We start from the raw sequence: 11,940 nt of genomic DNA on the forward strand, positions 1-11,940 counted from the left end.
AATTGTTTTCGATTTGCTTGTGCGGGAAGGAGATAAGTGGGCGGTGGGGGTGACTGGATTTGCCCCTGTCCCTCCAGACACAATCTCACACCAAGGTTGATGAATCGGTCCTGCGCCGGAACTCGCGTGGTGAGCGATACATCAGCGCGCTATGAGGATGCTTCTCGTTGTAATGCTCGAACGCGATGGTCAGGTCGCTTGCGGCAGTCGCCGCATCCGGCTTCGGCATGAAGGTGGGGGCATTACCCTGGAACTTGCCGCTCACCCGCCTGGGACTCGGAATTGGAGAAGCAGGCGGTACACCAGCATCGCAAGTTATGATCTCCTATATATCTGCCAGAAGAACACACCACTGAGCTTGCAGCCCGGTCCTGCGGTCTCAATATCGGCGTTTTTCTGGCGTTCTTCGCCGTTCCTTACTCAAAGCATAAGAAAGCCGCCGCCATGATTGTGTTGAAGAAAAGGGAGATTCACGATGAGCAATAGACTCCGGCACACGTTGTCCGCGCTTGCCGTTCTGGCAGGGATATCTTTTCTGGGATTGGAGGCGATGGGTAGCGCACATGCCGCTAGCAGCCTATCGCACGATGAAGCGCGAGCAATTGCCAGGGAAGCGACGATCTACGGCTTCCCGCTCGTCGACAGCTACCGCATCCAGTACTCGTACTTCGTCGATCGCGACAATCCAGAGTACAAGGCGCCTTGGAATACGCTGAATAATGTGGCGCGCGTCTTTACGCCCGACGACAAGGCGATCCAGACGCCCAACTCGGATACACCGTATTCATTTCTTGGCGCCGATCTCAGGGCCGAGCCCCTCGTTATCACTGTCCCCGCCGTCGAGAAGGACCGCTATTACTCCCTGCAGTTCATCGACATGTATACGCACAATTTTGCCTATGTTGGCAGTCGAGCGACCGGAAACGAGGCGGGAAGCTTTCTGCTCGCCGGTCCACGGTGGAAGGGCGAGGCTCCCAAGGGGCTCAAGGGGGTGATCCGCTCCGAGACCGACTTCGATTTTGTGCTCTATCGAACGCAGCTCAAAAACGCTGCCGACGTCGAGGCCGTGAAAGCCGTTCAGGCAGGCTACAAAGTGCAGACCTTGTCACAGTTCCTCGGCAAGCCATCCAAAACTGTCCCAGACGTTGCCTTCCTGAAGCCGCTCACCGCCGAGGAGCAGCGCACATCGCCCGAGTTCTTCAACCTTCTGAACTTCGTTCTTCAATTCTGTCCGACGCATGCGAGCGAAATCGATCTGATGGCCCGTTTTGCCAAGCTCGGCATCGGCGGCGGCAAGAGGTTTGACTTGCAGGCGCTTTCCCCCGACATCCGTCAGGCTGTCCTGGAGGGAATGGCCGATGCCTGGAGGGACTTTGCCGAGTTCAAGAAGAACGAGATCGACACGGGCAAGAGACCGAGCAGCGACGCTTTCGGCACTCGTGAGTTTTTGAAGAACGACTACATGGTCCGCATGTCCGGAGCCGTTCTCGGCATCTATGGAAACAGTAAAGAGGAGGCGCTCTATCCTGCCTACTTCACAGACGTCAATGGACAACTGCTCGATGCGACTCGTCAGCGCTATACGCTGCGCCTGGCGCCGGGCGAGTTGCCGCCCGCGAACGCATTCTGGTCGGTGACGATGTACGAGCTGCCGTCGAGCCTGCTCAGCGCCAATCCTCTCAACCGGTATCTCATCAACTCGCCGATGCTTCCTCAGCTCAAGAAAGATGCTGACGGCGGCATAACCCTTTACTTGCAGCATGAAACGCCCGGCAAGGACAAGGAAGCGAACTGGCTGCCCGCGCCGAAGGGGCCGTTCTGGACTGTCATGCGCATCTACTGGCCCAAGCCCGAGGCGTTAGACGGGCGGTGGAAATCCCCTGTGCTCGAACTCGCGAAATGACAAACACCAAGGAACTCATGATGACAAAATCTTTGTTGACGCTGATGCTGACTCTCGCGGCTAGCTTCCCGGCCCTGGCTGATACTGGGCCATCATCGCCTTCAGGGGCCATTCAGGTTTCGCCGGACAACTTCATTCGTGCGGAATCGGATCTGTACTTCGCCGGCATCGTCAAGAGCGGTGGTTTCGGCAAGTTCGATCATACGCGTGAGCCAGCGCCGATCGACAAGCAGACTGTCATCCGCCTCAATCGCGATACGCTCTATTCTTCCGCCGTGTTCGATCTCGACGCCGGTCCAGTGACGGTCACGCTGCCCAAAGCCGGTGATCGATTCATGTCGATGCAGGTGTTTGACGAAGACCAATATACCCATGGCGTCCACTACAAGGCCGGCTCATACAGGCTGACGAGAAAAGCGATCGGCACACGCTACGTGGCGGTAGCGGTGCGCACTCTGGTCGACCCTTCCAACCCTGAGGATGTCAAACAGGTTCATGCGCTTCAGGACGCGATCAAAGTTGAGCAAAAGGCTCAGGGACAGTTCGAGATTCCTAACTGGGACCAGGCCAGCCAGAAAAAGGTGCGCGACGCACTGTTGGTTCTTGCGACGACGCTGACTGATACAAAACGCATGTATGGCAGCAAGAATGAGGTCGATCCGGTTCGTTATCTCATCGGCACTGCGATGGGCTGGGGCGCCAATCCGCCGAGTGAGGCGCTCTATCTCAACATCACCCCATCCAAGAACGATGGCACCACGATCTACAAGCTCAATGTCAGGGACGTGCCGGTCGATGGTTTCTGGTCGGTCAGCGTCTACAACGCGCAAGGCTACTATGAGTCCAACGACCTCAATGCTTATTCACTGAACAGCATCACGGCGAAGAAAGGCGGCGACGGCACCGTCGCGATTCAATTCGGTGGTTGCAACGGCAAGATCGCCAACTGCCTTCCGATCATGAAGGGGTGGAACTACATGGTCCGCCTCTATCGGCCGCGCGCGGCGATCCTCAACGGCGCTTGGACGTTTCCCGAAGCCTCGCCGCAGTGAATTGAGCCGGTAGGCATATCACCTGTGTACGGAAGCGTGGCGCTTCACTGTGCTCTTGTGTTTGCCGCATTGGGAAGAGCTCGCTTCACAGAATGGCAACCGCGATATGATCGTTCTGAGTAAAACAGTGTAGATGTAACGCTCATCCTTATCGGTCGTGACTGAGCAAGTAAGAAAAAAGCCCTTGAAATTCAAGGGCTTTTTCGTTTTGTGACTGTCGTCGGCCTCACACTGATCGGTCAGACGAACTGTTCGCGCATCGCCTTCTTGTTCAACTTGCCGACACTGGTCCTTTGCAGCGAGTCGACGAACCTGATGAATTGCGGCACCGCGTATTTTGAGATTTCTCCAGTCGCGACAATCGCAAGCAGGTGCCGCCTGATCTCTTCATCGTCGACGGGGCCCGCGTCCTTCTTCAATACGACCAGCGCGACCGGCCGCTCACCCCACTTCTCGTCCTTGATGCCGAACACCGCCACCTCGGAGACCGCAGGGTGCCGAGAGATCAGGTTTTCGATTTCGAGCGACGACACCCATTCACCGCCCGACTTGATTACGTCCTTGAGTCGATCGGTAATCTGCACGTAGCCAGCCGGGTCGATGCTGGCGATATCCTGAGTATGCAGATACCCGCCCTCCCATAGCTGCTCCGATGCTTCCGGATTGTGAAGGTAACTTTGCGTGAGCCATGGCGCGCGCACCACCACTTCGCCGAAGGCCTTGCCATCGTGCGGGAGGTCTGCCATCGCGTCATCGACAATCCGCAGATCGACCAGAGGAACGGGAAGGCCGGTTTTGCAGCGCAGACGAATCTCCTCGTCCTCATCGAGTGGGCCAAGGTCGGGCTTGATCTGCGCCAGCGTGAGGATCGGGCCGGTTTCCGACATGCCGTAGCCCGTAAAAACATCGATGCCACGCTCGAACGCGGCCCTCGCCAGGCCCTGTGTCAATGCACTTCCGCCAACGATGACTTTCCACCGGCTGAAGTCGACTGTCTTCGCTTCGGGGCAGTTCAGCAGCATGTGCAGGATCGTGCCGACGCAGTGCGAAAAAGTCACGCCCTCGTCACGGATGAGCCCCACAAGCCGGTCGGGCGCATAGCGCCCCGGGTAGATCTGCTTCAGCCCCAAGACCGTTGCGACGTAGGGCATGCCCCACGCATGAACATGGAACATGGGGGTGATCGGCATGTAGACATCACCACGATGAAGCCGTTGACCGGAGGCCGGACTTGCCAACCCGGCCATCACGCTGATCGTGTGAAGTACCAGTTGCCGATGAGAAAAATGCACCCCCTTGGGTTGCCCCGTGGTTCCGGTCGTGTAAAACGTGGTGGCGCGCGTGTTTTCGTCGAAATCCGGGAACGAATAATGCGTATCGCTCGCCGCGAGCATGCGCTCGTACTCCGTCGTGAACGGAATCGTGTGTGTCGTGAGAGCGTCGTCGTCTTCGTCGATGAGAACGAAGGTGTGGACGGATTTCAGTTGATCTTTGATCGCATCGATCACCGGCAGGAAATCGGTATGGACCAGAAGCACTTCGGCGCCGGCGTGATTGATCGTGAACGCGATTTCCGCGTTGGACAGTCGTACATTGACCGTCTGCAGTACCGCTCCCATCATCGGGATAGCAAAATAACATTCCAGATAGCGATGGCTATCCCAGTCCATTACGCCGACGGTACTGCCATGCCGGACGCCTAGCTCGGCAAGGGCGTTAGCGAGTCTGGAGATGCGCTCGTTCATCGTCCGGTACGTCATTCGCTGTTGCCCCCGGTAAACAATCTCCTGCTCCGGGGCGTGAGCTAGCGGCGTATGCAAAAGCTGCTTGATCAGCAAGGGATAGGCGTATGCCGAGGGGGTGCCGTTCGTCAACTCGTCCTGCATCATTGTCTCCTGAATCTGATGTTGGTTTTATCCCATCTCGTCCCAGTCTACCAAGCCAGCGATGATCGATTCGCGCCTGGCTGCCCATTTGGCAAAGGCGTCAGACCTGCCATCGAGCGGGCACCCTCCTGATGCCCGCTCGATATTCAGTCGTAACGATAGACACCCTGACCTGTCTTGCGCCCGAGCCGTCCCGCCGCCACGAACTCGCGCAGCAGCGGCGCCGGCCGATACTTCGGGTCTCCGAAGTCGTTCAGAAACACTTCCATGACGGACAGGCAGACGTCGAGTCCGACCAGATCCGCGAGCGCGAGCGGGCCGATCGGCTGATTCGCGCCAAGCTTCATTCCCGCGTCGATCTCATCGGCGCTCGCAATGCCTTCGGCAAGTACGAAGAAGGCCTCGTTGATCATCGGCACCAGGATACGGTTCACCACGAACCCGGGTGAATTCCTGACGACAATCGGCGTCTTTCCGAGACGCTTTGTCAACTCGCTAATCGCGTCGGCAGTGGCGTCGCTCGTCTGCAGCCCGCGAATGATCTCGACGAGCGGCATCAGCGGCGCCGGGTTGAAGAAGTGCATTCCGATGAAACGCGAAGCGTCGCTCAGACTCGCCGCCAACGCCGTGACCGAGATGGACGAGGTATTCGTCGCAATGATGGCGCCGGGACGCGCCACCGATTCGATCTGCCCCAGAATTCGGTGCTTCAGGGCGACATTTTCCGTTGCGGCTTCGATGACGAGATCGGCATCGGACAGTTGCTGATAGTCCGTCGAGAACCTGACTCGCGCGAGCGCAGCGCTCCGGGCTTCCGAGTCGAGTTTGTCTTTCGCGACGAGCCGATCGAGATTGCTTTTCAGCAGTGCGAGCCCGTTCGTCAAGGCCGCCTCGGCGACATCGATCACGATGACATTCCATCCGGCGGTAGCGGCAGTCTGCGCGATGCCATTGCCCATCGTACCCGCACCGACAATTCCTATCGTCCCAATTTCCATAATTGCTCTCAGTGGCTGGCGTTGCTGTTTCGTGCGCAACTTATTGAAGATTCTCAAAGATTGCGGCGATACCCTGGCCTCCGCCAATACACATCGTGACGAGTGCATAGCGTCCGCTCACGCGCCTGAGTTCATGCAGTGCCTTGACAGTAATCAGCGCGCCCGTCGCGCCGATCGGATGGCCCAGCGAGATGCCCGAGCCGTTCGGATTCACTTTCGCCGGGTCGAACCCAAGCTCCTGTGCCACCGCGCAGGCCTGTGCAGCAAAGGCCTCGTTGGCTTCGATCACGTCGAGATCGCCTACGGTGAGTCCCGCACGCTCGAGCGCGATGCGCGTCGCCGGTACGGGGCCGATGCCCATGTAGAGCGGGTCGACGCCGGCATGCGCGTAGGACACCAGGCGCGCCAGCGGCTTCAGACCTCGCGCCTCCGCCGTCTTGCGCTCCATCAACAGGACGGCGGCAGCGGCGTCGTTGATGCCGGAGGCGTTGCCAGCCGTCACTGTCCCGTTTTCCTTCTGGAATATCGGGCGCAGCTCCGCAAGCTCGGTCTGTTCGACGTCCTGGCGCACGTGTTCATCGGTATCGAATACGACTTCCTTGCCTCGCACGCGTCGGGTCACCGGAACAATCTGCTCCTTGAAGCGGCCCTCGGCGATGGCACGCGAAGCGCGGCGGTGCGATTCGATCGCGAGGGCATCCTGTTGCTCTCGCGTGATGCTGTACTGTCGCGCAACGTTCTCCGCGGTGACTCCCATATGCACCCGTTGGAACGGGTCGTGCAACGCGCCCAACATCATGTCGATCAGTTGCACGTTGCCCATGCGCGCGCCGAAGCGAGTGTCGGGCGTAATGTACGGCGCCCGGCTCATGTTCTCGGCGCCGCCACCGATTGCGATGTCGGCGTCACCCAGCAGAATGGACTGCGCAGCGCAGACGACTGCCTGCAGCCCGGACCCGCAGAGGCGGTTGACATTGAAAGCAGGCGTCGCTTCCGAGATGCCGCCATCGAGTGCCGCGACGCGCGCCAGATACAGGTCTCTCGGCTCAGTGGCGACAACGTTGCCGAACACGACGTGGCCGACGTCGGCGCCCGCCACTTTCGATCGCGCGAGTACCTCGCGCACCACGATCGCACCCAGTTCGGTCGGTGGGAGGTCTTTCAGACTACCGCCGAACTTACCGATAGCCGTGCGAACACCACCGACGACAACGACTTCTCTTTGCATTTCTTGTGTCTCCCAATGGACGCCGGACGTGCCTCACGCTATGAAGCACGCTCGGGGTTCAATTACATGTTGGAATAGTTGGGGCCGCCGCCCCCCTCAGGTGCGACCCAAACGATGTTCTGGCTTGGATCCTTGATGTCGCATGTTTTGCAGTGGAGGCAGTTCTGCGCGTTGATGACGAGTTGCTCGCCACCGCTGTCCTGCTTCACATACTCGTAGACGCCAGCAGGGCAGTAGCGCGATTCGGGCCCCGCATAAGTCCGCCAGTTCACGTTCAGCGCCACCGCCGGATCCTTAAGCGTCAGATGCGCCGGCTGATTTTCTTCGTGATTGGTGTTGGAGATGAACACCGAGGACAATCTGTCGAAGGTGAGCTTGCCGTCAGGTTTCGGGTATTCGATCGGCTTGCACTGCGAGGCCGGTTTCAGCGTTTCGTGATCCGAATGCTGGTGGTGCAGCGTCCACGGGACGTTGCCGCGCAACACCTTTTGCTCGATACCGACCATCAGCGTGCCCAGGTACAGACCTTTGCTCATCCATTGCTTGAAATTTCGGGCGCGGTGCAGCTCGGCGTACAGCCAGGAATTCCTGAACGCCTCGGGATAGGCCGTAAGCTCATCGCCTTTACGCCCCGCCTGCAATGCCTCAAATGCCGCGTCGGCAGCCAACATGCCCGACTTGATCGCTGCATGTGATCCCTTGATACGCGATGCGTTCAGGAAGCCCGCGTCGTCACCGACGAGTGCGCCCCCGGAGAACACCAGCTTCGGCAAGGACATCAGGCCGCCCGCGGTCATCGCGCGCGCGCCGTAAGACAGACGTTTCCCGCCTTCGAGCACCTTGCGGATTTCCGGATGCGTCTTGTACCGCTGGAACTCCTCGAATGGCGACAGATACGGATTCGAATACCCCAGGCCCACGACGAAGCCGACTACCACCTGACAATCGTTCATGTGGTAGAGAAACGAGCCGCCGTACGTGTCGTTCTCGAGTGGCCAGCCGGCCGTGTGCATGACCAGGCCCGGCGTATGCTTCGACGGTTCGATCTCCCACACTTCCTTGATGCCGATGCCATAGACCTGAGGATCTGCGTTATCGCTCAGCTTGAATTTCTCGTTCAGTTGACGGCCCAACTGCCCGCGTGCGCCCTCACAGAAGAGGGTGTATTTCGCGTGTAACTCCATGCCGAGCTGGAAGTTCTCCGTCGGCTTGCCGTCCTTGCCGATGCCCAGATTGCCGGTTGCAACGCCTTTGACTGCCCCGTCGTCATCGAACAGCACTTCGGCGGCCGCAAAGCCGGCGAAGATCTCGACACCGAGCCCTTCCGCCTGTTGCCCCAGCCACCGCGTCACATTGGCTAACGAAACGACATAGTTGCCGTGATTCCTGAAGTTGTCCGGAAGTGCCCAGGCGGGCACCCCCGTCGAACCGGCTTCGGTGAGAAACAGGAACTTGTCCTCGGTGACCTCCACCGATAGCGGCGCCCCTTTCTCCTTCCAGTCGGGGATGAGTTCGGTCATGGCGCGTGGGTCCATGACGGCGCCAGACAGGATGTGAGCCCCGATCTCCGAGCCCTTCTCCAGAACGCACACGGACAACTCGACGCCGTTCTCGGCAGACAACTGCTTGAGGCGGATCGCCGCGGATAGTCCGGCCGGCCCACCGCCGACAATCACGACGTCATAATCCATCGACTCGCGTGCGCCAGCCTGTTCGATCGGGCTTGCTGTGCTGAGCATGTCCAACCCCTGCGTCAGAACTGGTCGTCGGTCAACGCCAACGCACCTTCGTTGCCGTCGTGGGCGCCAACGATGGCGGCTTCCAGTGCAGTTGCGAGCGGCAGGATCTGCGTCGCGAAGCAATGGGCGGTTGCCGCCTTGGCGTCATAGAACGAGGGATCGTCGTTGCGCTTGTCCGTGGCGACGAGCAACGCCCGGGCAAACTGCCATCCGGACAGCACGATGCCGGCCAGCTTCAGATACGCCACGCTGCCGGCAAATACGGCGTTGGGATCATCCTTGGCGTGCGTGAGTACGTAGTCGACCACGTTTGCGAGCGATTCGCGCCCGGCCCCAAGTCGCTTGTGGAGCGTTTGGAACGCCGCGCTCGATTCGTACGACTTGTGCTCCCACAATGCCGCGAGGGTCTCGTCGATTTTTGCGAGCAGCACCTTGACGACAGCACCGCCGTCACGCAACGTCTTCCGGCCGACGAGGTCATTGGCCTGAATCGCCGTTGTGCCTTCATAAATGGCGAGGATTCGCGCGTCGCGAAGATGCTGCGCGGCGCCCGTTTCCTCGATATAGCCCATGCCGCCATGCACCTGCACACCAAGGCTGGCGACCTCGTTTGCCAACTCGGTGCTCCATCCCTTCACCACTGGCACGAGGTATTCATAGATTGCCTGATGGTCGGCCTGCACCGACGCATCGGTATGACGGTGACCGATGTCGCTGTGCGCTGCCGCGACGTAGGCGAGCGCCCGGGCACCTTCCGTGAGCGCACGCATGGTAGCGAGCATCCGGCGCACGTCAGGGTGTTTGATGATGCTCAGCGGCGCTTTCGACGAGCCGTCTACGGCACGCCCTTGCACGCGGTCTTTCGCATAGGCCACGGCCCGCTGATATGCGCGGTCGGCCACGGCAATGCCTTGCACGCCGACACCGAAACGTGCCGCATTCATCATGATGAACATGTATTCGAGGCCGCGGTTGGCTTCCCCGACCAGATAGCCGAGGGCCCCACCGTGATCGCCGAACTGGAGCACCGCCGTCGGACTCGCCTTGATGCCCAGCTTATGCTCGATGGACACGCAATGCACGTCGTTACGGGCACCCAGCGAGCCGTCTTCGTTGACGACGAATTTCGGCACGATGAAAAGCGACAGGCCTTTTACGCCCTCGGGGGCGCCGGGCAGGCGAGCGAGTACGAGATGCACGATGTTGCTGGCCATGTCGTGCTCGCCCCACGAGATGAAGATCTTCGTGCCGAAGATATGGTAGTTGCCGTCGCCGATCGGCTCGGCACGCGTGCGCACCAGCGCGAGGTCCGAACCCGCCTGCGGCTCCGTCAGGTTCATCGTGCCGGTCCATTCGCCCGAAATCAGCTTCGGCACGTAGCGTTCCTTCTGCGCCTGGCTGCCGGCAATGAGCAACGCCTCGATGGCCCCGTCGGTCAGCACCGGGCACAACGCCAGCGACAGGTTCGCGGCATTGAGCATTTCAACGCAGGCGGTCGCGATCAGTTTGGGCAGTCCCTGACCGCCGTACTCGGCCGGGTGGACAACGCCCTGCCAGCCGCCGTTCACGAACTGAGAAAAGGCTTCCTTGAAGCCGGGCGTCGCGGTGACAACGCCGTCCTTGAAACGACTGGGGTTGATATCACCCTCGACGTTCAGCGGCGCGATGACGTTGGCGTTGAAGCGGGCCGCCTCGTCGAGCACGGCCTGGGCGCAATCTGGCCCGGCGTCCTCGAAGCCGGGAAGCGCCGCTACGCGCTCGAGATCGGCCAGTTCCTGCATGGCAAAGAGCATTTCCTTGACGGGTGCGATATAGCTCATTCTGGTGCTTTTCCAGTGGACGGTAGTGAAGAGGCCTGCCATGACACCGGAACGCTGAGATCCTGCACGGCAACTATCGAGCAGATCGTAGCGGCGATCGTCGAGAATCCCGATAACCAAACCGGACCATCTATTGACAATTTCGGCCACGAGTCGACCGGGGAGGGCTCCCCGGCAGGACCGGAATATGGGGTGTAGCCAGCCGTCTCGCCGGCAGTGGCCGTCGATCAGGCCCTGGGCGGGCGGGCCGCAACGGGCCTGTGTGCAGCGTGCCGATACTCGCCCGGCGTGCTGCCGGTCCACTGGCGGAACGCGCGATGGAACGCAGTGGGGTCGTCAAAGCCGACATCGGCGGCGATCGCCGCAATCGCATCCTGAGTTTCGGTGAGACGCCGGATTGCAATATCCCGTCGCAACTCGTTCTTGAGCGTCTGGAACGCCGAGCCTTCGGCGGACAGCCGCCGGCAAAGCGTGCGCACCGAGCAGTTGAGGACTTGAGCAACGTCATCGATGGACGGCATATCGGGAAGTCGCGAGGCAAGACAATCCCTGACCCGATGGCTCGTGAGTTGCTCGTCGAAGGCCACGAATATCCAATCCTCTGGCGCTCGCGCGAGAAACTTGCGCAGGTCGGCCTTGCGCTGACGCACGCGCATATCGAAATAGGAAGCGCTGAAGCGCATGCGTGTCTGTTTGCAGTCGAACTGCGCCGGTCCCGGGAAGAGATAAAGGTAATCGACGGCGTGAGGAGGCCGCTCAAACGCGAATTCCACCTGCAGAAGCGGGATCTTTTGACCGATGAGCCACGAACCCACACCATGCGCGAGCTTCAGCATCAGCTGCTGGCCCAGGGCGCTGACGCCGGCGGGCCCTGCGCGCAACGCAATTTCGGCCACGGGGCCGACGCGAGACGACTCAAATCGAAAGTCGTCGAGAATCAGATGCATGAACTGGCCGAAGCGGTGCATTGCCGTTTCGAGGTTGGGCGCGTCGAGCAGGCTGAGGCACAGATACTTCAGGGTGCCATTACGCAGAGGACGCTCGAAGATACCCGGCATTTCATCGTCGAACTCGATCGCAAGTGCGCGGTAAAGCGTTGAGAATTGCGATTCCGTGACACGCGCCCCGGGCTCGGTCAGCAGGGCGTCGGAGATACCTGCCGCTTCGAGGTATTGCCTGACGACATCCGGCGGCGCGCCGACGCCGTCGAGGAAACCCCGAACGAGTGAGATGGGTACGGTGGCGCTCAGTGAATGCATTGCCGTGATGTGGTTGATGTCGCGTGCGTGCGACGCTCGCCTGAATCGGGCGCAA

The 11,940-nt window shown here is 60.1% G+C and carries 8 protein-coding genes and 1 pseudogene; 2 read left to right on the forward strand and 7 right to left on the reverse strand.

Features of this window, described 5'->3' with window-relative positions:
* Nucleotides 1–85: 85 nt before the first annotated feature.
* A pseudogene (locus tag PCO31110_RS23685) lies at nucleotides 86–232 on the reverse strand (integrase core domain-containing protein); the annotation flags it as partial.
* Between the two features lie 243 nt (nucleotides 233–475).
* Between PCO31110_RS23685 and PCO31110_RS23690 the strand changes: the two are divergent.
* The gene (locus PCO31110_RS23690) at nucleotides 476–1,903 is read left to right on the forward strand and encodes a DUF1254 domain-containing protein (RefSeq protein WP_150691588.1); all 1,428 of its coding nucleotides are present in this window, start codon (nucleotides 476–478) and stop codon (nucleotides 1,901–1,903) included.
* Nucleotides 1,900–2,955, forward strand: coding sequence for a DUF1254 domain-containing protein (locus PCO31110_RS23695; protein ID WP_246189960.1), 1,056 nt, complete (start codon nucleotides 1,900–1,902; stop codon nucleotides 2,953–2,955). The genes PCO31110_RS23690 and PCO31110_RS23695 overlap by 4 nt, the downstream gene beginning before the upstream one ends.
* A gap of 239 nt (nucleotides 2,956–3,194) precedes the next feature.
* On the opposite strand, the gene PCO31110_RS23700 is transcribed toward PCO31110_RS23695, so the two are convergent.
* The 6 genes from PCO31110_RS23700 to PCO31110_RS23725 form a co-directional block, all read right to left on the reverse strand.
* Nucleotides 3,195–4,841, reverse strand: a complete 1,647-nt coding sequence (locus tag PCO31110_RS23700) for a fatty acid--CoA ligase (RefSeq protein WP_150691613.1) — start codon at nucleotides 4,839–4,841, stop codon at nucleotides 3,195–3,197.
* Nucleotides 4,842–4,987: 146 nt separating this feature from the next.
* Nucleotides 4,988–5,839 carry a 3-hydroxybutyryl-CoA dehydrogenase gene (locus tag PCO31110_RS23705; protein ID WP_150691589.1) on the reverse strand — a complete coding sequence of 284 codons (852 nt, stop codon included), beginning with the start codon at nucleotides 5,837–5,839 and terminating at the stop codon, nucleotides 4,988–4,990.
* Nucleotides 5,840–5,879: 40 nt separating this feature from the next.
* Complete coding sequence (bktB, locus tag PCO31110_RS23710; RefSeq protein ID WP_010805405.1) at nucleotides 5,880–7,067, reverse strand: beta-ketothiolase BktB; 1,188 nt, start codon at nucleotides 7,065–7,067, stop codon at nucleotides 5,880–5,882.
* A 62-nt stretch (nucleotides 7,068–7,129) separates the two neighbouring features.
* Nucleotides 7,130–8,806 carry an electron transfer flavoprotein-ubiquinone oxidoreductase gene (locus PCO31110_RS23715; RefSeq protein WP_174979751.1) on the reverse strand — a complete coding sequence of 559 codons (1,677 nt, stop codon included), beginning with the start codon at nucleotides 8,804–8,806 and terminating at the stop codon, nucleotides 7,130–7,132.
* A gap of 14 nt (nucleotides 8,807–8,820) precedes the next feature.
* On the reverse strand, nucleotides 8,821–10,626 hold the full coding sequence (locus PCO31110_RS23720) for an acyl-CoA dehydrogenase (RefSeq protein ID WP_010805403.1): 1,806 nt from the start codon (nucleotides 10,624–10,626) through the stop codon (nucleotides 8,821–8,823).
* 227 nt (nucleotides 10,627–10,853) lie between these two features.
* Nucleotides 10,854–11,885: an AraC family transcriptional regulator gene (locus PCO31110_RS23725; protein WP_150585113.1), complete on the reverse strand. Its 1,032-nt coding sequence runs from the start codon at nucleotides 11,883–11,885 to the stop codon at nucleotides 10,854–10,856.
* Between the last annotated feature and the right edge of the window lie 55 nt (nucleotides 11,886–11,940).

Origin of the sequence: Pandoraea communis, from assembly GCF_902459745.1 — a bacterium.
In the GTDB taxonomy this organism is placed as follows: Bacteria; Pseudomonadota; Gammaproteobacteria; order Burkholderiales; family Burkholderiaceae; genus Pandoraea; species Pandoraea communis.

Excerpts from the sequence above, each read along its gene's own strand:
- PCO31110_RS23715 (WP_174979751.1), bottom strand. The coding sequence starts at position 8,806 with ATGCTCAGCACAGCAAGCCCGATCGAACAGGCTGGCGCACGCGAGTCG.
- bktB (WP_010805405.1), bottom strand. The coding sequence starts at position 7,067 with ATGCAAAGAGAAGTCGTTGTCGTCGGTGGTGTTCGCACGGCTATCGGT.
- PCO31110_RS23705 (WP_150691589.1), bottom strand. The coding sequence starts at position 5,839 with ATGGAAATTGGGACGATAGGAATTGTCGGTGCGGGTACGATGGGCAAT.
- PCO31110_RS23700 (WP_150691613.1), bottom strand. The coding sequence starts at position 4,841 with ATGCAGGACGAGTTGACGAACGGCACCCCCTCGGCATACGCCTATCCC.
- PCO31110_RS23720 (WP_010805403.1), bottom strand. The coding sequence starts at position 10,626 with ATGAGCTATATCGCACCCGTCAAGGAAATGCTCTTTGCCATGCAGGAA.
- PCO31110_RS23690 (WP_150691588.1), top strand. The coding sequence starts at position 476 with ATGAGCAATAGACTCCGGCACACGTTGTCCGCGCTTGCCGTTCTGGCA.
- PCO31110_RS23695 (WP_246189960.1), top strand. The coding sequence starts at position 1,900 with ATGACAAACACCAAGGAACTCATGATGACAAAATCTTTGTTGACGCTG.
- PCO31110_RS23725 (WP_150585113.1), bottom strand. The coding sequence starts at position 11,885 with ATGCATTCACTGAGCGCCACCGTACCCATCTCACTCGTTCGGGGTTTC.